The organism is Streptomyces sp. NBC_01216, assembly GCF_035994945.1.
Taxonomy (GTDB): Bacteria; Actinomycetota; Actinomycetes; order Streptomycetales; family Streptomycetaceae; genus Streptomyces.
Genome location: NZ_CP108677.1, coordinates 4,779,620 through 4,800,272, shown reverse-complemented (window position 1 = coordinate 4,800,272; position 20,653 = coordinate 4,779,620). Strand labels below are relative to the sequence as shown.

14 protein-coding genes and 1 pseudogene are annotated in these 20,653 nt (G+C 71.9%); 6 read left to right on the top strand and 9 right to left on the bottom strand.

The genetic code is table 11. The features are described 5' to 3' along the window. Positions 1–10 precede the first annotated feature (10 nt). From iolD to iolC, 4 genes are all read right to left on the bottom strand, one after another. Positions 11–1,879 (bottom strand): 3D-(3,5/4)-trihydroxycyclohexane-1,2-dione acylhydrolase (decyclizing), encoded by a 1,869-nt coding sequence (iolD, locus tag OG393_RS21405; protein WP_327376288.1) that lies wholly within the window; start codon positions 1,877–1,879, stop codon positions 11–13. Further along, positions 1,876–2,682, bottom strand: coding sequence for a 5-deoxy-glucuronate isomerase (gene iolB, locus OG393_RS21400; RefSeq protein WP_327376287.1), 807 nt, complete (start codon positions 2,680–2,682; stop codon positions 1,876–1,878). The genes iolD and iolB overlap by 4 nt, the downstream gene beginning before the upstream one ends. A gap of 17 nt (positions 2,683–2,699) precedes the next feature. Next, entirely contained in the window at positions 2,700–3,560 is an 861-nt protein-coding gene (locus tag OG393_RS21395) for a Cgl0159 family (beta/alpha)8-fold protein (RefSeq protein WP_327378503.1), read from the bottom strand. Between the two features lie 323 nt (positions 3,561–3,883). Then, entirely contained in the window at positions 3,884–4,987 is a 1,104-nt protein-coding gene (gene iolC, locus OG393_RS21390; RefSeq protein ID WP_327376286.1) for a 5-dehydro-2-deoxygluconokinase, read from the bottom strand. A 128-nt stretch (positions 4,988–5,115) separates the two neighbouring features. Here iolC and OG393_RS21385 point away from each other — a divergent pair, with 128 nt between their 5' ends. Both OG393_RS21385 and OG393_RS21380 read left to right on the top strand, forming a co-directional pair. Beyond that, complete coding sequence (locus tag OG393_RS21385; protein ID WP_327376285.1) at positions 5,116–6,024, top strand: sugar phosphate isomerase/epimerase family protein; 909 nt, start codon at positions 5,116–5,118, stop codon at positions 6,022–6,024. Between the two features lie 316 nt (positions 6,025–6,340). Further along, on the top strand, positions 6,341–6,538 hold the full coding sequence (locus tag OG393_RS21380; protein WP_327376284.1) for a helix-turn-helix transcriptional regulator: 198 nt from the start codon (positions 6,341–6,343) through the stop codon (positions 6,536–6,538). 85 nt (positions 6,539–6,623) lie between these two features. On the opposite strand, the gene OG393_RS21375 is transcribed toward OG393_RS21380, so the two are convergent. Further along, positions 6,624–8,903 (bottom strand): MMPL family transporter, encoded by a 2,280-nt coding sequence (locus tag OG393_RS21375; protein ID WP_327376283.1) that lies wholly within the window; start codon positions 8,901–8,903, stop codon positions 6,624–6,626. A gap of 164 nt (positions 8,904–9,067) precedes the next feature. Here OG393_RS21375 and OG393_RS21370 point away from each other — a divergent pair, with 164 nt between their 5' ends. Next, positions 9,068–9,733 carry a TetR/AcrR family transcriptional regulator gene (locus OG393_RS21370; RefSeq protein WP_327376282.1) on the top strand — a complete coding sequence of 222 codons (666 nt, stop codon included), beginning with the start codon at positions 9,068–9,070 and terminating at the stop codon, positions 9,731–9,733. 42 nt (positions 9,734–9,775) lie between these two features. Here OG393_RS21370 and OG393_RS21365 read toward each other — a convergent pair whose 3' ends face one another. Beyond that, positions 9,776–11,008 (bottom strand): cation:proton antiporter, encoded by a 1,233-nt coding sequence (locus OG393_RS21365; protein ID WP_327376281.1) that lies wholly within the window; start codon positions 11,006–11,008, stop codon positions 9,776–9,778. A 269-nt stretch (positions 11,009–11,277) separates the two neighbouring features. Between OG393_RS21365 and OG393_RS21360 the strand changes: the two genes are divergently transcribed. Then, a complete protein-coding gene (locus OG393_RS21360; RefSeq protein ID WP_327376280.1) occupies positions 11,278–11,589 on the top strand; it encodes a heavy-metal-associated domain-containing protein in 312 nt (103 codons plus the stop codon). A gap of 133 nt (positions 11,590–11,722) precedes the next feature. Continuing rightward, positions 11,723–13,993: a heavy metal translocating P-type ATPase gene (locus OG393_RS21355; RefSeq protein WP_327376279.1), complete on the top strand. Its 2,271-nt coding sequence runs from the start codon at positions 11,723–11,725 to the stop codon at positions 13,991–13,993. A gap of 413 nt (positions 13,994–14,406) precedes the next feature. Here the strand turns inward: OG393_RS21355 and OG393_RS21350 are convergent, their stop codons facing one another. Then, the gene (locus OG393_RS21350) at positions 14,407–15,696 is read right to left on the bottom strand and encodes a citrate synthase (RefSeq protein WP_327376278.1); all 1,290 of its coding nucleotides are present in this window, start codon (positions 15,694–15,696) and stop codon (positions 14,407–14,409) included. Positions 15,697–15,912: 216 nt separating this feature from the next. Next, positions 15,913–18,132, bottom strand: coding sequence for an SF1B family DNA helicase RecD2 (gene recD2, locus OG393_RS21345; protein WP_327376277.1), 2,220 nt, complete (start codon positions 18,130–18,132; stop codon positions 15,913–15,915). Between the two features lie 280 nt (positions 18,133–18,412). Here recD2 and OG393_RS21340 point away from each other — a divergent pair, with 280 nt between their 5' ends. Then, positions 18,413–19,813 carry a hypothetical protein gene (locus OG393_RS21340; protein ID WP_327376276.1) on the top strand — a complete coding sequence of 467 codons (1,401 nt, stop codon included), beginning with the start codon at positions 18,413–18,415 and terminating at the stop codon, positions 19,811–19,813. An 81-nt stretch (positions 19,814–19,894) separates the two neighbouring features. Here the strand turns inward: OG393_RS21340 and OG393_RS21335 are convergent. After that, positions 19,895–20,487, bottom strand: a pseudogene (locus OG393_RS21335) (AAA family ATPase). Positions 20,488–20,653: the final 166 nt, after the last annotated feature.

Genomic DNA, 20,653 nt, shown 5'->3' with positions numbered 1-20,653 from the left:
GAAATACTCCTTAGAGATGGCGGCGTCGGGCGGTGACGTGCCGGTCGTACTCCTCCCGGGCCTTGACCGCCGACGAGCGGGTCGAGGTCTCGGCCACGGGCACATCCCACCACGCCTGGGCGGGGGGCGCGCCCGACACTGTGTCTGCCGTTTCGGTCTCGACGTAGACACATGTGGGCACAGTCGACGCTCGGGCGTCAGCGAGGGCTTCTCGCAGGTCACGGATGGTGTGGGCGCGTAGTACCCGCATCCCGAGGGAGGCCGCGTTGGCGGCCAGGTCGACGGGGAGGGGCGCACCGGTGAACGTGCCGTCCGGGGCCCGGTAGCGGTAGGCGGTCGCGAAGCCCTCACCGCCGACGGACGCGGAGAGTCCTCCGATGGAGGCGTACCCGTGGTTCTGGAGGATGACCATCTTGAGGGGCACTCCTTCCTGCACGGCGGTGACGATTTCGGTGGGGTTCATGAGATACGTACCGTCGCCGACGAGGGCCCACACGGGCCGGCCGGGCGCGGCGAGCGCGACGCCGATGGCCGCGGGGATCTCGTAGCCCATGCAGGAGTAGCCGTATTCGACGTGGTACTGGTCGGCCGACCGGACCCGCCAGAGCCGGTGAAGGTCTCCGGGGAGCGAGCCGGCCGCGTTGACCAGGATGTCGTCCCCGGTGACCAGGGTGTCGAGCAGGCCGAGGACCTGGGTCTGGGTGGGGCGGGCGTGTTCGTCCGGGGTCGCGTAGGCGGCGTCGGTGCGCCGCTGCCAGTCCCGCTTGGCGGACGTCCACCGGGTCGTGTCGCCGTGGCGGTCGCCGAGCGCCTCGGTCAGGGCGGCGAGTGACTCGCGGGCGTCGCCGACCACGGGCAGGGCGCTCTGCTTGTGGGCGTCGAAGCCGGTGATGTTGAGGTTGAGGAAGCGGACGCCGGCGGGGAAGAGGGTGCCCGACCCGGTGGTGAAGTCGGTGTAGCGGGTGCCGACGCCGATGACGAGGTCGCTGTCGCGGGCCAGCGCGGCGGCGGTGCCGGTGCCGGTGTGGCCGATGCCGCCGACTTCGCAGACGTGGTCGTACGGGAGGGCGCCCTTGCCGGCCTGGGTGACGGCGACGGGCAGGCCGCCGCGCTCCGCGAAGACGCGCAGGGCGTCTTCGGCACCGCTGTACTTCACCCCGCCCCCCGCGATGACCAGGGGGCGTTCCGCCGCTCCGACCGCGTGGGCGGCGGCCTCGATCTCGGCCCGGCCGGGCCGTGGCCTGCGGACCGTCCAGGTCCGCTCGGCGAAGAACTCCTCCGGCCAGTCGTACGCCTCGGTCTGCACGTCCTGGGGCAGGGCGAGGGTGACGGCACCGGTGGCGGCGGGGTCCGTGAGCACGCGCAGGGCGGCGAGCGCGGCCGGGACCAGGGCCTCGGGGCGGGTGATCCGGTCGAAGTAGGCGGAGACGGGGCGCAGGCAGTCGTTGACCGAGACGTCGCCGGTGTGGGGGACTTCGAGCTGCTGCAGCACGGGGTCGGCGGGGCGGGTGGCGAAGGTGTCGCCGGGCAGGAGCAGCACCGGGAGGTGGTTGATCGTGGCGAGGGCCGCGCCGGTGACGAGATTGGTGGCACCCGGTCCGATGGAGGTGGTGACGGCGTGGGCGGAGAGCCGGTTCGACTGGCGCGCGTACCCGACGGCCGCGTGCACCATGGCCTGTTCGTTGCGGCCCTGGTGGAACGGCATGCGGCAGGAAGGGTCGTCGGCGTACTCGACGAGGGCCTGGCCGATCCCTGCGACGTTGCCGTGCCCGAAGATGCCCCAGGTCGCGCCAATCAGCCGACGACGCTCGCCGTCGCGTTCGGAGAACTGGGCGGCGAGGAAGCGGACGAGCGCCTGGGCGACGGTCAGGACGGTCACTGGTATCCCTCGCTGTGGTCAGGGTGGAAGCGGATCTTCCATTCGCGTTCCGGTCCGGGCCCGGCCATGACGTTGAGGTAGTACATCGGGTGTCCCGGCTGGGCGATGGACGGGCCGTGCCAACCGTCGGGGACGAGGACGACGTCCCCGCCGCGGACCTCGGTGAGCAGGTCGGCACCACCCGGCCGGGAGGGCGAGACGCGCTGGTAGCCGAGGCCGGCCGGGTCGATCTCGTAGTAGTAGATCTCCTCCAGCTCCGACTCCTCGCCGGGGCGGTGTTCGTCGTGTTTGTGCGGCGGAAAGGAGGACCAGTTGCCGCCGGGGGTGATCACCTCGACGGCGATCAGCCGGTCGCAGGCGAAGGCGCCGGCCGCCGCGAAGCCGTGGACCCGGCGGGCCTGGTCTCCGCTGCCGCGGTCCTCGACGGGAACCTCCGGCGCGGGGCCGTAGCGTGCGGGGAGTCGTCGCTCGCACTTCGCTCCTGCCAAAGCGAAGCGGCCTCCCGCACCGGAGGCGATCTGGGCGCGGGCGTCGCGGGGCACGTACGCGAAGTCGCTGACTCCGTCGAACACGCTCTCGCGGCCCAGTAGTTCGAGTTTCTCGCCGTCGGTGTGCACGGTACAGCCGCCGGTCAGCGGAAGCACGATCCACTCGCTGTCCCCGGTGTCCAGGAGGTGGGTTCCTCCCGGGCCGAGTTCGAGGACGCGCAGGGCGGAGTACCGCCAGCCGGCCCGGTCGGGGTCGACATGGACGGCGTACGGCCCGCGGGCGGTGGTCCCGGCGGGCAGGTGCAGGGAGTTCATGGTCGGTGTACCCCTTCTTACAGCAGACTCGCCGCCGTATCGACGGCTCCGGCCACATCGCCGTCCGCCGGGTACAGCAGTGTGCGGCCGACGACCAGGCCCCGGACGGTCGGCAGGCGCAGCGCGCCGCGCCACTTCTCGTACGCCCTCTCCTGCGCGTCCCGTTCGGGCCCGGGGTCGCCGCCGAGGAGGACGGCGGGAAGGGTGGTGCTCTCCATGACCCGGGCCATGGAGTCGGGGGGCTCGGTGACGGGGACCTTGAGCCAGGTGTAGGCGGAGGTGCCACCGAGTCCGGAGGCGATGGCGAGGGAGGTGGTGACGGCGCCGGCGGAGAGGTCGGTGTGCAGTCGCCCCTCGGTGTCGCGCCGGCAGAGGAAGGGCTCGACGAAGACGGGCAGGCGCAGTCCGGCCATCTCGTCGACGGCGCGGGCGGCGGAGTGGAGGGTGCGCAGCGACCCGGGGTCCTCGGGGTCGATGCGCAGGAGCAGCTTGCCGCCGTCCAAGCCGAGGCGGGCGAGGTCCCGGGGGCGGTGGCCGGTGAAGCGGTCGTCGAGTTCGAACGCGGCGCCGGCGAGGCCGCCGCGGTTCATGGAACCGAGGGCGAGGCGGTCGTCGAGGGCGCCGAGCAGGAGCAGGTCGTCGAGGATGTCGGCGGAGGCGAGGACCCCGTCGACGCCGGGCCGCGAGAGGGCGAGGCGGAGGCGGCGCAGCAGCTCGGCGCGGTCGGCCATGGCGTACGGCCGGTCGCCGACGCCCAGCATGCCGCGGGCGGGATGGTCGGCGGCGATGATCAGCAGCCGGTCCCGTCCGCGCAGCAGGGGGCGGGTGCGGCGGCGGACGGCCGCTTCGGCGACGGCTTCGGGGTGATGGGCCCGCAGGGTGACGAGCCGGTCGAGGTCGAAGCCGAACTCGTCGAGGCCGAAGTCGGGGGCGGGACGGAGGTGACCGGGGGCGGGCGGGCGTGGTGGGCCGCCGGTGCGCCTGCCGGGCCGCACGGGCGGGCCGGGCGGGCGTGGTGCGGACGGGCGTGGTGCGGGCGGGCGTGGTGCGGCGGTCAGGTGGTAGGGGGTGTCGGCCTCGTCGGTGGGACCCGGGGCGTCGCGTCCGAGGGCTGAGTCTTCCGGGGCGGCAGGGTCCGGCGGAGAAGGGTCCGCCCGTGGGTGGCGTGCGGCGGCGGGGTCAGCCGGAGTGGCGTCGCCGTTCATGAGGCGCGCTCCGTACGGACAGGGCGGTCCGCGCGGGCGCCGTCCTCCGTACGAGGCACAGGGCCCGCCCGTTCCGCGGGGTCTTCGGACGCGGGGCGTTCGGGGACCGCTCCGGTGCCGGTGGCCAGGGCCTGGGTGATCTCGTCCTGGCAGGGCATCGCCGGGGAGCAGGCGAGACGCCCGGCGACGATCGCGCCGGCGGCGTTGGCCCAGCGGAGGGTGCGTTCCAGGCCCCAGCCGGCGAGCAGACCGTGCGCGAGGGCGCCGCCGAACGCGTCGCCGGCGCCCAGGCCGTTGACGACCTCGACCGGCAGGGGGCGGACCTCGGCGCACGCGCCGTCGGCGGACAACGCGAGGACGCCAGCGGGCCCCTGCTTGACCACCGCGAGCCGCACTCCGGCGTCCAGCAGGGCGCGCGCCGCGGCGTGCGGCTCCCGTTCCCCCGTCGCGACCTCGCACTCGTCGAGGTTGCCGACGGCGACGGTCGCCTCCCGGAGCGCCTCCCGGTAGAGCGGTCCGGCCTCGGTGGGGTCGGCCCAGAGTGCCGGCCGCCAGTCCAGGTCGAGGACGGTCAGGCCGTCTCCGTCGCGTTCCCGCAGCGCGCGGAGGGTGGCCGTGCGGCTCGGCTCGGCGCTCAGTCCGGTGCCCGTCACCCAGAAAGCGCGCGCCGAGCGGATCGTCGCGAGGTCCAGTTCGTGCGGATGGATCTCCAGGTCGGGGGCCTTGGGCTGCCGGTAGAAATGGATCGGGAAGTCGTCGGGCGGGAAGATCTCGCAGAAGGTGACCGGTGTCGGATAGGCCGCCACGGGCGTCACCCAGCGGTCGTCGACACCGAACGCGCGCAGTTCGCGGTGCAGGTAGTCGCCGAAGGGGTCGGCACCCGTCCGGGTGATGACGGCCGTGCGGCGGCCGAGCCGGGAGGCCGCGACGGCGACGTTGGAGGGCGAGCCGCCGAGGAACTTCCCGAAACTCTCGACCCGGGCCAGCGGGACGCCGACCTGAAGGGGGTAGAGGTCCACGCCGATGCGCCCCATCGTGATCAGGTCGTACGGCTCGGCCTGCGGCGCCCGGTATGGCGCGGTATCCGGCTCCGTCTCCATGCGCGTCACCTCTCGCCGCGGCCCCGCACCCAGGTCTAGCCGCCCTTCCGGAGCCCTGTCAACGACATGTCCTTACATTCGGACGACCGTCTTGACGCTGTTCCGCGGCCCCGGTCAAGGTGGCTGGTATGACGACGCCGTCACCACTGTCCCGTATCCGCATCGGTTCCGCTCCCGACTCCTGGGGCGTGTGGTTTCCCGACGATCCGCGTCAGGTGCCGTGGCGGCGGTTCCTCGACGAGGTCGCGGGCGCCGGATACCGGTGGATCGAGCTCGGTCCTTACGGGTACCTGCCCACCGATCCGGCCGTCCTGGCCGACGAGACGGCCCGTCGCGGCCTCGGCGTCTCGGCCGCGACCGTCTTCACCGGGCTGCACCACGGCCCGGCGGTCTGGGAGAAGACCTGGGCCCATGTGGCCGAGAACGCCTCCCTCGCCCAGGCCATGGGCGCCGGACACCTGGTCGTCATCCCCTCCTTCTGGCGGGACGACAAGACCGGTGCGGTGCTGGAGGACCGCACGCTGAGTGCCGCACAGTGGCGGTGGCTGACGGAACTGACCGAGCGTCTGGGCCGGGAGGTCCGGGAGCGCTACGGCCTGCGGATCGTCTTCCATCCGCACGCGGACACCCATGTCGACACCGAGGAGAACGTGGCCCGCTTCCTGGACGCCACCGATCCGGACCTGGTATCGCTCTGCCTGGACACCGGGCACTACGCCTACTGCGGCGGCGACAGCGTCAGGCTGATCGAGACGTACGGGGAGCGGATCGGCTACCTGCACCTCAAGCAGGTCGACCCGGAGATCCTGGCCGGGGTCGTGGCGGACGAGGTGCCGTTCGGGCCGGCGGTGGCGCGGGGAGTGATGTGCGAACCGCCCGGCGGGGTGCCGGCCCTGGAACCGGTGCTCGCCGCGGCGCAGGCCCTGGGCGTCGAGCTCTTCGCCATCGTGGAGCAGGACATGTACCCGTGCCCACCGGACCGGCCGTATCCGATCGCGACGCGCACCCGCCGCTTCCTGCGCTCCTGCGGCGCCTGAGAGCCTGTCGGGTGACCTTCGGCCGACAGGCTCTGAGCGCGGCGTCCACCATGCGGGCTCCCGCGCGGACCCGCACGGTGGACGGCCACGGTCGGGAACGGATACGACTGTGCGTCACTTGCGTCACATCCGTCCCGCTGTCGTCACACATGTCTCCATGACGCGGGCTTTCCGTCACAGACGTTCAACAGGCGCTCTCCTCCGGTCGGGGGGTGTCGTTCACCGGGCACAGGCTCAGTGATCGCCATCGCGCGCCCCACAGACCCCCCGAACGGCACCCCCGCCGTCGTTGCGAGGCGCGCAGGGAGGTGCCCGCATGACCGACAGAAGGCTCTGGTCGTACAAGGACATTGCCGCGCATATCAGAGTCCAACCGGACACCGTCCGCTCCTACCGGAAGCACGGACTGCTGCCGCCGCCCGACCACGTGGAGTCGGGCAAGCCCTACTGGCGCCCGGACACCATCCGTACCTGGGTCGCCAACCGTCCGGGCAACCGGAGCCGGCGCGGCTGACCTCCCGACCCGCTCGCCTGCCCGGCCCGCTCGCCGGGCGAGCGGCGAGCGGGTCGGGTGGGGCGCCCTCGCGGGCGCCGCCCGGTCAGCCCACCGGTTCGCGGTCGCGGGCGGGCTCCCCGGCCCCGGCCGCCGCGTCGGCGAGCACCTTCGGCTCCTCCGGCGACGCGTCGCCGCCCTCACTGATCCCGAAGCGGTCGTGGAAGCGGCGCAACGGGCCCGGGGCCCACCAGGTCAGGCGCCCGGTCAGCTTCATCACCGCCGGTACCAGCAGGCTGCGCACGACCATGGCGTCCATCAGCACGGCGAGCGCCACTCCGAGTCCCAGCATCTTGGTGTTGGTCACCCGGGAGGTGCCGATGGCGACCATCACGACGGCGAGGATCGCCGCGGCGGCGGTGATCAGTCCGCCGGTGCGCTGGAGGCCGAAGCGGACGGAGTGCTCGTGGTCGCCCGTGGCGTCGTACTCCTCCTTGATGCGGGAGAGCAGGAAGACGCCGTAGTCCATGGACAGTCCGAAGGCGACGCAGAACATCAGGACCGGCAGCGTCGTCTCGATGTCCCCCGTGGCGGTGAAACCGAGCGCTCCGGACAGATGACCCTCCTGGAAGACCCAGACGACCGCGCCGAACATCGCCGTGAGGCTGAGGGCGTTGAGGACGACGGCCTGGACCGGGATCAGCACGCTGCCGGTGAGCAGGAAGACCAGGATGAGCGTGACCACGACGATGATCGCCGCCGCCCAGGGCAGCCGCTCGGCTATGGCGTTCTTGGAGTCGGTCAGCACGGCCGCCGTGCCGGTCACGGAGGTGTCGAAGGGGGCTTGCGCCGACCGGATCTCACCCACCACGCGCTGCGCGTCCTCGCCGACGGCCTCGCCCTTCGGCACCACGGTGAAGTAGGCACCGTCACCGGAGGCGACCGGCCCGTCGACCCGCTCGACACCGGGCAGCCGCTCGATGCGCCCGCGGTAGTCGGCGTACTCGCCGGGTGTGGCCGCTCCTTCGGCGAGCACGATCAGCCCGCCGCCCGGATTGCCCGGGAAGCCGTCGCGCAGCTGGTCCTGCACCACCCTCGACTCGGAGGCGGCGGGCAGCTGCCGGTCGTCGGCCGTACCGAACTTCACTCCCAGGAAGGGGAGCCCCAGCAGCACAAGACCGGCGGTGGTGGCCACGGCGAAGACCGGAGCCCGCCGCATCACGAGTGCCGCCGTGCGGGCCCAGCCCGCTCCGCCGCCGGTGGCCGCGGCCCCCGCCCGCTCGGTTCCCTCGCCTCCGTCGCTCCTCGCGGTCGCGCGGCGCCGGAGGAGCCGGCGCAGGTCGAAGGCGTTGATCCGGTCGCCGAGCAGCATCAGCGCCGCGGGCAGCAGGATGAGCGCCGCCGCCGCGGCCAGCATCACCACCGCGATACCGGCGTAGGCGAAGGAACGCAGGAAGTACTGCGGGAAGACCAGCATGGCGGCGAGCGAGACGGCCACGGTCAGCGAGGAGAACAGGACCGTGCGCCCGGCGGTGCGCAGGGTGACTCCCACCGCGGTGCGGGTGTCGGCTCCGGCGGCGAGCTCCTCACGGAAGCGGCGGACCACGAACAGGGCGTAGTCGATCGCGAGTCCCAGCCCGAGCGCCGTGGTCAGGTTCTGCGCGAACACCGACACGTCGGTGAGTTCGGTGATCCCGCGCAGCACCGCGTTGGTGCCGAGGATGGCGACGATGCCGACGCCCAGCGGCAGCAGGGCGGCGACGGCGCTTCCGAAGACCATGACAAGAAGCACGAGTGTCACCGGCAGGGCGATCAGCTCGGCGCGCAGCAGGTCCTCCTGGATGACCGTCTGCATCTCGTGCCGTACGGCGAGGGGCCCGCCGACGGTCACCTCGACCGGGCCGTGCGTCCCGCGGAAGGCGGGGGCGATCCGCTGGAGGATCTCACCGGCTTCCTTCTCCTCCCCTTCGATCCGGGCGGCGATCACGGCCTGCCGGCCGTCCGCGGAGCGCAGGGCCGGCGATCCGGTGGCCCAGTAGGAGCCGACGCCGCTCACGCCCGGCTCGGCGGCGAGGCGCTCGACCGTCCGCCGGGCCTCCGCGGTGACGGACGGGTCGTCGACCCCGGGCGCCCCCGCGTCGAGCAGGAGCAGCAGATTGGGCTGCGAGGCGGGGAACTCCCGTTCCAGCACCTGGGTGGCGTACGTGGATTCGGCGTCGGGGTCCTCCCAGCCGCCGCTGCCCATGTGATCGCCGACCCCGCTGCCCGCGAGGACGGCGAGCGCCGTGATCACCAGGGCGACCAGCAGCGAGAGGCGCGGCCGGGCCGTGACGAACCGGGTCCACCCCCCGCCGCGGGCGGATCCCGGGTTCTTGACTTCGGCCATGACGCGGTGTCCCCTTCACCGTGACCCGTGCGCTCGCTTCCCGGCAGGCCGCATGGGTCGTCCATTGCCATAGACTGGCAAACGCGAGTCATCGCTCGCGTTCCACAAGAATGCGAGCGACCTCTCGCATTTGTCAAACGTGTCCACGAAAGCTGGGGACAGCCATGCCCGAGGGAACCGCCGAACCGAAGCCGCGGCGCCGCCAGGCACGCGGCGAACGCCGCATCGCGCAGTTGCTGCAGGCCGCCGCGAACGTCTTCTGCACGAACGGCTACACGGCGGCCAGCACCAACGCGATCGCCCGCGAGGCGAGCGTCTCCCCCGGCACGCTCTACCAGTACTTCCCGAACAAGGAGGCGATCGCCGTCGAGCTCGGCGAGCGCCTGCTGCACGAGATGCGCGAGGCGCACGGCCAGGCGTTCACCCCGGAGAACTTCCAGCTGCCGCTGGCCGAGCTGCTGGACGCGGTCGTCGACCCGCTGATCGAGTTCAACTGCCAGAACCCGGCCTTCCTCGCCCTGATGCACGGTTCCGACGTGCCCGGCCGGATCGCCGAGGAGCACGACGAGCTGCACGCCTCGCTCCTCGCCCGGGTCGGCGACCTGCTCGGCCAGTACGTGCCCGAGCTGCCCGCAGCGGAGCGGTCCCGGATCGCCGACATGACGTTCGTGATCTTCAAGGGCGGACTCACCCTGGTGCTCGCCGCGCCGGAGGGACCCGAGCGCGACGCCATCGCCGCGGAGCTGAAGCGGGTCCTGCTGCGCTACCTCGACCCGGTCATCCGCGACGCCAACCTGACGGCTCCGGCCACGCGGGAGCTCACCGCCTGACCGGCACCCCCGCACCCGCCGCCCCCACCCGGCCCGGACCGCTCACCACGACTCCGAGCCGGCGACCCTGTCGCGCGCCGCGTCTGCGGGCAGCGCCTTCCCGCCGCCGGCGCGGGCGCGGAGCTTCAGCGCCAGCAGCGGGAAGACGAGCACGGACACCATCGCGGCCCCGACCAGAGCCGCCGCGTCCGCCGCCGACAACGCCTCGTCGTTCACCCCGATAGCGGTGATGGCGACGACGAGCGGCAGGGCGGTGGAACCGTAGAGGACCAGTCCGGCGCGGTCCGCGCGTGCGAAGTCACGAGGTGCCAGGAACCACAGCGGCCCGCCGCGCACCGCCAGGAACAGCAGCAGGAACAGGGGCAGGAGCAGGAGCGTACGACCGCCGTCGAGGAGTGAGTCGAGGTCGAACTCGATCCCGGTGACGACGAAGAAGACCGGCACCAGGAAGCCGAAGCCGACCGCCTCGACCTTCTCCAGGACCGCCGGACCGGACTCGGGGGCGGCGCCGGTCAGCAGCAGACGGGTGATCAGACCGGCCGCGAAGGCGCCGAGAAGCACGTCCAGGCCGAGCGTCTCCGATGCCGCGAGCATGAGCGCGAGCAGCAGGAAGACGAAGCGGACGGCGAACTGTCCGCTGGTGTGCAGGGTCTTGGCGATGACGCCGGAGAACCACGGGGGGCGCGGGCGCAGCGCCCAGAACACCGCCGCCGCCGTCAGTGCGGCGAAGATCCCGAGCAGTACGGCCGAACGAGCGGGGTTGCGACCGCTCAGCAGCAGCGCCATCGCGATGATCGGCCCGAACTCCCCCACCGCGCCGAAGGCCATCACCACCGAACCGAACCGGCCCTGGAGGTCACCCGCGTCGCGCAGGACGGGCAGCACCGTGCCGAGCGCCGTACTGGTGAGGGCCACCCCGATGAAGACGCCCTTGTCGAAGGAGCCGTCCGCGAGGAGCACGCCCAGGCCCAGCCCGAGGGCCAGGGCGCACAGCCAGGCACCGACGGAGCGTTTCAGAGTGTCCCCGCGGACCTTCCCGAACTCGATCTCGTAGCCCGCGAGGAAGATCAGCATCGCGAGACCGAGTTCCGAGAGGCCGTCGATCAGGGGGTCCGCCTCCGCCCAGCCCAGGACGTCGGGGCCGATGAGGACACCGAGCGCGATCTCGAAGATGACGAGCGGGACGGGAATCCGGCGGCCGATCCAGTAGGCCAGCAGCGGCGCCGCGACGGCGATCGACATGATCAGGAGCAGAGCCTTCCCCGAAAACGACATATCGGGTACCTATCACGCACCCGGACCGGCCGACCCGACCACGGGCGGGGACATGAGGGGCTTCGCCCGGGAGGGGCGGACCCGCCGCTCCGCGGGCCCGAGCCCGGTAACCCGAAGATCCGGCGGTCCGGCGGTCCGGCGTCCGGGCGACCGGCTCCGGCCAATGGCCGACGGGATCGCGCCGCGAGTGGAATTCATACCCCCTAGGGGTATAGCCTGTGCGAGTGTACGACCCGGAACCAGCACCATCCGCACACGAGGAGAACCTCATGACCGCCGAGACGAAGACCGAACTCCCCCAGGTCACCGGCAGCTGCTGCGCGTCGACCGGCTCACCCCAGGACGGCACCACGGACGGCCGGGCCGACGGCGTCACCACCGTCTACGAGGTCTCGGGCATGACATGCGGGCACTGCGAGGGCGCGGTCTCCGCCGAGCTCTCCGAGCTCGCCGGCGTCTCCTCTGTCACGGCCGTCGCCGCCACCGGCCGGGTCACGGTGGTCTCCGCGGCGCCGATCGACGACGAGGCCGTGCGCGCCGCCGTCGACGAGGCCGGCTACGAGCTGGCCGGACGGGTCTGACCCTCGGCCGGGTCCACCCGCCGAGCACCCCGGCCCCCACCGTCCCGGGCCCGACCCCGGACCTCACTCCCGGCACACTCCGGCAGGGCCGTACCGTTGCACCGGTATGGCCCTGCTCCCTTTGGACGCGCACATGACCTCCAGCACCACCCCCGTGCTCGGCACCGAGCTGACCATCGGCGGGATGACCTGCGCCTCCTGCGCGGCCCGCGTCGAGAAGAAGCTCAACCGCATGGACGGCGTCACGGCGACGGTGAACTACGCGACGGAGAAGGCGAGGATCACGTATCCGGAGGGGACCTCGGTCGCCGATCTGATCGCGACCGTCGTCAAGACCGGCTACACCGCCGAGGTGCCCCTCACGCCACCCGAGCCGGACCTCGGACCGGAGCCCGACGGGGAAGGCGGCGAACCTGGTGGACACGGCCCCGCCGCGGCGGCCCCCGATCAGGCGTTCGCCGCGCTGCGGCAGCGCCTGGTCGTCTCCGCCGCCCTCTCCGCTCCGGTCGTCCTGACGGCGATGGTGCCGTCTCTCCAGTTCGACAACTGGCAGTGGCTCTCCCTCACCCTCGCCGCGCCGGTCGTCGTCTGGGGCGCGCTCCCCTTCCACCGGGCCGCCTGGACGAACCTCCGGCACGGCGCCGCCTCCATGGACACCCTCGTGTCCTTCGGAACGCTGGCCGCTTTCGGCTGGTCGCTCTGGGCGCTGTTCTTCGGCGCCGCGGGCGCGCCCGGCATGCGCCACGGCTTCGACCTCACCGCCGGCCACGCGGACGGCACCGAGGCCGTCTACCTGGAGGTGGCGGCCGGGGTCACCACCTTCATCCTGCTGGGCCGCCTCCTGGAGGCGCGCGCCAAGCGGAAGGCCGGCGCGGCACTGCGGGCGCTGATGGATCTGGGCGCCAAGGACGTGGCCGTCCTGCGCGGCGGCGCGGAGACACGCGTTCCGGTGGACGCGCTGCGCGTCGGCGACCGCTTCGTCGTCCGGCCCGGAGAGAAGATCGCCACCGACGGCGTCGTCGTGGAGGGCGCCTCGGCCGTCGACGCGTCCCTGCTCACCGGGGAGTCCGTCCCGGTGGAGGTCGCGGCGCACGACCCGGTCACCGGCGGCTGCGTCACCGTCTCGGGCCGGCTGGTCGTCGAGGCCCGCCGGGTCGGCGCGGACACCCGGCTCGCCCGGATGGCGAAGCTGGTCGAGGAGGCCCAGAACGGCAAGGCCGAGGTCCAGCGGCTCGCCGACCGGGTCTCCGCCGTCTTCGTGCCGGCCGTCCTGCTGCTGGCCCTCGCCACACTGGTGACCTGGCTGCTCCTGACCGACGACGTGACGGCCTCGTTCACCGCGGCCGTGGCCGTACTGATCATCGCCTGCCCCTGCGCGCTGGGACTCGCCACCCCGACCGCCCTCATGGTCGGCACCGGCCGCGGAGCCCAGCTCGGCATCCTCATCAAGGGACCCGAGGTCCTGGAGTCCACCCGCGCGGTCGACACCATCGTCCTGGACAAGACCGGCACCGTCACCACCGGCCGGATGACCCTGGACGCGGTGACCGCGTACGAGGGCGAGGACGCGAGCGAGCTGCTGCGGCTCGCCGGCGCGCTGGAGCACGCCTCGGAGCATCCGGTCGCCCGCGCGGTCGCGGCCGGCGCCGCCGAGCGGCTGGGGCGGACCGTGGGCGAGCTGCCGGTGCCGGTGGCCTTCGAGAACGTGCCCGGTCTCGGAGTGCGCGGCTCGGTCGACGGTCGCCGGGTACAGGCCGGACGCGCCGCGCTGTTGCGGGCCGAGGGGATCGAGGTGCCCGGAGTTCACACCCCCGGAGTGGTGCACGTCGCCTGGGACGGACGGGCCCGGGGGGTCCTCACGGTCGCGGACACGGTCAAGGAGACCAGTGCGGAGGCGGTGGCCCGGCTGCGCGCACTGGGGCTGACGCCGGTGCTGCTGACCGGCGACGCCCGGCCCGTCGCGGAGCGGGTCGCGGCCGAGGTCGGCATCGACGCGGACCGGGTCTTCGCGGAGGTGCTGCCCGAGGAGAAGGCCGCCGTGGTCCGGCGGCTGCAGGACGAGGGCCGCACGGTCGCCATGGTCGGCGACGGCGTCAACGACGCCGCCGCGCTCGCCACCGCCGACCTCGGCCTGGCGATGGGCACCGGCACGGACGCGGCCATCCAGGCGAGCGACGTGACCCTGGTCCGCGGCGACCTACGGGTGGCCGCGGACGCCATCCGGCTCTCCCGCCGCACGCTGGCGACGATCAGGGGCAACCTCGGCTGGGCGTTCGGATACAACGTCGCGGCCCTGCCGTTGGCGGCCGCCGGACTGCTCAACCCCATGATCGCGGGCCTGACGATGGCCTTCTCGTCCGTTTTCGTGGTGACGAACAGCCTGCGCCTGCGGCGCTTCACGTGAATTCACCTACACGTGACGCACAGGACCTTCACAAAGAGACCTAGATCACAGATATTTGGGGGTAACCATTCGGGCCGTTCGCGAGTCTAAGTGGGCGATGCCAAGAACGTCTTGGGGGACGTTCATGGAATGTCTTGGGGGACGTTCCAGGCAAGCGTTGGCCGGGGCACGTGCTCGGGGAGCTTTGAGCGGCCCTCCCGTACGTACCCCGGCAGACCGCGCAGTCCCACGAAGCCTCTGCTGACACCGGCAGGCGCCCGGCCCGGATCCCGTGGGGGGAATCCGCACCGGGGATATGGGAAGCGCCCCGCTCGCCGACCCGTGGGGGGATCGGTGGCGGGGCGCTTTTCGTTCGGCGGCCCTCCGGGGCGCCGTCGGGTACCACCCGGCGGCGCCTGCGGGAATCGCGTTCCTCAGCGGCCCTCGACCGGGACGAAGTCGCGCAGGACCTCGCCGGTGTAGATCTGGCGCGGACGTCCGATGCGGGAACCGGGCTCCTTGATCATCTCGTGCCACTGGGCGATCCAGCCCGGGAGACGGCCGAGCGCGAACAGCACGGTGAACATCTCGGTCGGGAAGCCCATCGCGCGGTAGATCAGGCCCGTGTAGAAGTCCACGTTGGGGTAGAGGTTACGCGAGACGAAGTAGTCGTCGGAGAGCGCGTGCTCCTCCAGCTTGAGCGCGATGTCCAGCAGCTCGTCGGACTTGCCGAGCGCGGAGAGAACGTCGTGCGCGGCAGCCTTGATGATCTTGGCGCGCGGGTCGAAGGACTTGTACACCCGGTGGCCGAAGCCCATCAGGCGGACGCCGTCCTCCTTGTTCTTCACCTTGTTGATGAAGGAGTCGACGTCGCCGCCGTTGGCCTGGATGCCCTCGAGCATCTCCAGGACCGACTGGTTGGCGCCGCCGTGCAGCGGGCCCCAGAGGGCCGAGATGCCGGCCGAGATCGAAGCGAACATGTTCGCCTGCGAGGAGCCGACCAGACGCACCGTGGAGGTCGAACAGTTCTGCTCGTGGTCCGCGTGCAGGATCAGCAGCTTGTCGAGCGCCGAGACCACGACCGGGTCCAGCTCGTACTCCTGGGCGGGGACCGAGAAGGTCATGCGCAGGAAGTTCTCGACGTACCCGAGGTCGTTGCGCGGGTAGACGAAGGGGTGGCCGATCGACTTCTTGTAGGCGTACGCCGCGATCGTCGGCAGCTTGGCCAGCAGCCGGATCGTGGAGAGGTGGCGCTGCCGCTCGTCGAACGGGTTGTGGCTGTCCTGGTAGAAGGTGGACAGCGCGGAGACCACGGAGGACAGCATCGCCATCGGGTGGGCGTCGCGCGGGAAGCCGTCGAAGAAGCGCTTGACGTCCTCGTGCAGCAGCGTGTGCTGGGTGATCTCGTTCTTGAAGGTCGAGAGCTCGTCGACCTTGGGAAGCTCACCGTTGATCAGCAGGTACGCCACCTCGAGGAAGGTGGAGCGCTCCGCCAGCTGCTCGATGGGGTAGCCGCGGTACCGCAGGACGCCCTGCTCGCCGTCGAGGTAGGTGACGGCGGATTTATAGGCGGCGGTGTTGCCGTATCCGCTGTCCAGGGTGACCAGACCGGTCTGGGCTCGGAGCTTCCCGATGTCGAAGCCCTTGTCGCCGACGGTGCTCTCGACCACCGGGTAGGTGTATTCACCGTCCGCGTACCGCAGTACTACAGAGTTGTCGCTCACGTCATCCCTCACCGACGTAGTGCCTCTTCTTCGAGGTGCCCTGACTGTCTCTACCATCCCCCATTTGGCTCAGGAGAGTGCACTCGGGGTCGACCATTGGGCCATTCGGCGGCACTCAGTGCCGCCAACCTGCTCATCTTGCCCCCTTCGCCCCGCTTCCGGAAGTCCGGGGTGACCTTTCGCGTGACCGAGCCGGGGCCGCGGCACCTCGGGGCGCTACGGTCGCGCGGCCGGGGTACCGCCGAGCCGATGGGCCAGCGCGGTACAGCGCCGACCGGCGGAAACCGTACGCACGGCCTGGCCGATGGCCTTGCGGGAGCCGACCAGGACCACCAGCTTCCGGGCCCGGGTCACGGCCGTGTAGAGCAGATTGCGCTGGAGCATCATCCAGGCACTGTTGGTGACAGGGATCACGACCGCCGGATACTCGCTGCCCTGCGAACGGTGGATGGTGACAGCGTAGGCATGGGCCAGCTCGTCCAGCTCGTCGAAGTCGTACGCGACCTCCTCGTCCTCGTCGGTGCGGACCGTCAGCCGCTGCTCGTCGGCGTCGAGCGCGGTCACGACGCCGACCGTGCCGTTGAAGACACCGTTGGCGCCCTTGTCGTAGTTGTTCCTGATCTGGGTGACCTTGTCGCCCACCCGGAAGACCCGGCCGCCGAAGCGCTTCTCGGGCAGATCGGGGCGGGCCGGTGTGATGGCCTGCTGGAGGAGCCCGTTGAGCGAGCCGGCGCCCGCCGGGCCGCGGTGCATCGGGGCGAGCACCTGCACGTCACGGCGGGGGTCGAGACCGAACTTGGCGGGAATCCGACGGGCGGCGACCTCGACGGCGACCCGTGCGGCGTCCTCCGTCTCGTCCTCCACGAAGTGGAAGAAGTCCGCGAGGCCGGTGGTGACAGGGGGGATTCCGGCGTTGATCCGGTGGGCGTTGGTGACCACACCGGACTCCTGGGCCTGCCGGAAGATCCGGGTGAGCCGAACCGCGGGTACCGGACTGCCGGGAGCCAGCAGGTCGCCCAGGACCTCGCCCGCGCCGACCGAGGGCAGCTGGTCCACGTCGCCGACGAGGAGCAGATGGGCACCCGGCGCCACGGCCTTGACCAGCTTGTTGGCGAGCAGCAGATCGAGCATGGACGCCTCGTCCACCACGATCAGGTCGGCGTCCAGCGGCCGGTCCCGGTCGTAGGCCGCGTCCCCGCCCGGCTTGAGCTCCAGGAGACGGTGGACCGTGGACGCCTCGGCTCCGGTCAGCTCGGCGAGCCGCTTGGCGGCCCGCCCGGTGGGCGCGGCGAGCACGACCTTGGCCTTCTTGGCACGGGCCAGCTCCACGATCGAGCGGACCGTGAACGACTTCCCACAGCCCGGCCCACCCGTGAGCACCGCGACCTTGCGGGTCAGGGCGAGCCGGACGGCCTGCTCCTGCTCGGGCGCCAGAGTGGCCCCGGTCCGGTCCGCCAGCCAGGCCAGGGCCCGCTCCCAGGCGACGTCACGGAAGGCCGGCATCCGGTCCTCCCCGGTCCCCAGCAGCCGCGTGAGCTGGGCGGCCAGGGATATCTCGGCGCGGTGGAAGGGGATCAGGTAGACGGCCGTGACCGGCTGCCCCTCGGGGCCGGGGACGCTCTCACGCGCGACCCCCTCCGGGTCGGCGGCCAGTTCGGCGAGGCACTCGATGACCAGACCCGTGTCGACCTGGAGCAGCTTCACCGCGTCGGCGATGAGCTGTTCCTCGGGCAGGAAGCAGTGCCCCTGGTCGGTGGACTGCGACAGGGCGTACTGGAGGCCGGCCTTCACACGGTCCGGGCTGTCGTGCGGGATGCCGACGGCCTGTGCGATCCGGTCGGCGGTGAGGAAGCCGATGCCCCAGACGTCGGCGGCCAGGCGGTAGGGCTGGTTCCGCACGACGGAGATCGAGGCGTCCTCGTACTTCTTGTAGATCCGCACAGCGATGGAGGTGGAGACGCCGACTCCCTGGAGGAAGACCATCACCTCCTTGATCGCCTTCTGCTCCTCCCAGGCCGCGCCGATCATCCGGGTGCGCTTGGGCCCGAGTCCGGGCACCTCGACCAGCCGTGCCGGCCGCTGCTCGATGATCTCCAGCGTGTCGGTGCCGAAGTGCTCGACGATCCGCTCGGCGATCCGGGGGCCGATGCCCTTGATGAGCCCGGAGCCGAGGTACCGGCGGATGCCCTGGATGGTCGCGGGCAGGACGGTCGTGTAGTTCTCGACGGTGAACTGCTTGCCGTACTGCGGGTGGGAGCCCCAGCGCCCCTCCATCCGGAGCGACTCGCCCGGCTGGGCACCGAGCAGCGAACCGACCACCGTGAGGAGGTCGGCGGCCCCGCGCCCGGTGTCGACGCGGGCGACGGTGTAGCCGTTCTCCTCGTTGGCGTAGGTGATCCGCTCCAGAACACCTTCGAGCACTGCCAGATTGGACATGCACCGACGGTAGCGAAGGGGTAGGACAGCGCGCCGGGGGCCCGGTGAAAGCGGGACACCGCGTCACAGCGGGACCGGGCCCGCGGACGGGCGACGGACCCGGCGGCAGGAGAACCCGGCGCCACCCTCCACGCCACCCGGCCCTCCGCGCGGGAGCGGGGTGAGGGGCCGGGACGGTGTCCGCGCCTTGCTTCGACTGAGGACATGACAGAAGATCACCTCTTGTCGTGATCTTCGACGGATCACGGCTCAGCGACGTTCACCACAACGGGGGTTGGCGATGTCCTCACCATCCACAGATCACACGTCACCGGCGGACTCCGCGCCGTCCGCACGGGCGGCCGAGTCGGCGAGCGGACACGAGACGGGCCGCCGTCCGGGCCGCCGGACGCTGCTGGCCGGGCTGACCGGGGCGGGCGCCGTGGCCGGCGGCCTGGCGCTCGGCACCCGCAGCGCCGTGGCCGTCCCCGCCGCCGTGACGGCCACCGCCGGGCCGTACGTGGTCGACGTCGTCGCCAAGGGGGCCGACCCCACCGGTGCGACGCCGAGCGACGCCGCCTTCCGGGCCGCCGTGGCCGAGATGCTCGGCGGCGCTCCCGGGACCGGCGTCACCCCGGGGAAGGTGCTGCTCATCCCGCCGGGCACCTACCTGCTCACCGAGCCGGACCTGCTGCCGCCGACCCAGAACACCGACCCCGCCGAGCACAGTGTCGTCAACGGCATCTCGATCAGCGGCTTCGGCAAGCGGCTCTCCCACATCGTGTACGACCCGACGGTCCGCGACACCGTGCTGTGGCGGAACATGGACCGGTACAAGAACATCCGGATCAGCGGCCTGACCTTCGAGAGCCGGGACTCGACCGCGACGTTCAACCGCTCCTACTCCTCGGCGACGTTCGGCGTGCAGGACACCTGGTACGCCGACGTCGAGTGGCGCGGCACCTGGAAGGCCGGCATCGTCCTGGACGGTCCGAAGGCGGGCAAGTCCAATCTCAACAGCGAGATGGGCTGGGACCACTGCCAGATCAGCGGCTCCTACGCGGACGCGTTCCTGGTCATGGGCACCGAGCCCGCCGAGCAGCAGCAGGACCAGTTCCTCAACTACTGGTTCCGCGACTGCAAGGTGGAGTTCCAGTCGGGGGTCTTCGTCCGCAACGAGCACGGCGGATCGATGAACTTCATCGGCGGCTCCTACATCCTCACCGACCCGAACTCGACGGGCACCTTCTTCGAACTGAACGCGAACCCGCCGCGCTCCGACTCGGTCATGCGCCTGTACGCCCAGGGCATCCGCTTCGAGGTACGGGGCACCGGACACAAGGTGATCGACTCGTCCTGGTACAAGGGCACCATCACCTTCGTCTCCTGCGACGACACCGCCCATTCCTTCAAGTCCTGGGCCGTGGACGCCGTCCCCCACCAGTACCGCTTCGACGCCGTCAGCCCCTCGCGCGGTCCGATGATCCGCTATCAGGACTGCGCGCTGCTCGGCTCGCACCAGGTGACGGCGGCCGGCACGACGACGGCGGGCAAGCTGCTCTACGACGGCTGCCGCTTCAACAACATGACGACGGGAACCGGCGCGTCGGGCTTCCTGCGCTGGCCGGGTGCGGCGCCGTGGTACGAGTTCCGCGACTGCGCCCAGAAGAGCGGCCGGCTGCCCGACGCCAAGATGCCGTAGCGGGGGCCCGGCGGTACCGGCCGCCGGGACGGCTCGCCGGGTGAGGCGGTGGACGGAACGCCGGGCGGGGGGCGGGGTGCTCTATCGCAGGGAGCCCGTGCCGTCCGCCGGCGTGCCCGGCGGAGCCGTCGGGCCGAGTCCCGTCGCCGCGAGGACGGCGTCGACGGTCTCCTCCACCGACTGTCGGGCGTTGTCGATCCAGACGCCGTCGCCCCGCAGCTCGGTGCGCATGGCCTCGTCCAGGGGCGCCCAGTCCGTCGTCAACCGCTGTCGCGGGCGTTGTTGCGCTCCCACGCCTTCTGCGGGCCGGGGGCCAGGAAGACGGCGTGGAAGGGGCGGGTCCGCAGGGAGGAAGCGTACAAGTCCAGGTGGGTGCGGCGGACGACCACGTCGTCGATCACCGGGAGGAAGCCCGCCAAGACGAGACTGTCCGCGAGCAGGCAGGCGTTGCGGGCGCGCAGGAAGATCTGACGGTCGGCTTCCGGGTCCCCCTCCGGGACCGGCGGGTGGCCGCCCCGGACGATCAGGTCCTGGAGGGCGTCGACCTCGATGTGCGCGGACCGCGCGAATCGCGCGGCCAAGGCCGCCGCCACCGTCGACTTGCCGCTGCCGGGGATACCGCCGAGAAGGAGCACCGCGGGGGCGGGCTCACGGTCGATGGGTACGAAGTCCATGCCGGAAGACGGTATCCGCACCTTCCGCGGTGACGGCGCTCCCGCGGGGTGCGAAAGAGGTCACGGCCGCGCCAGCGACCGGCAGGGCGGCGGCGCACCACCGCAGCGGGCTGGCTCATTCACCCGGGGCGAGCGCTCCGAGGACGTCCCGAAGGCCGGGACGAGC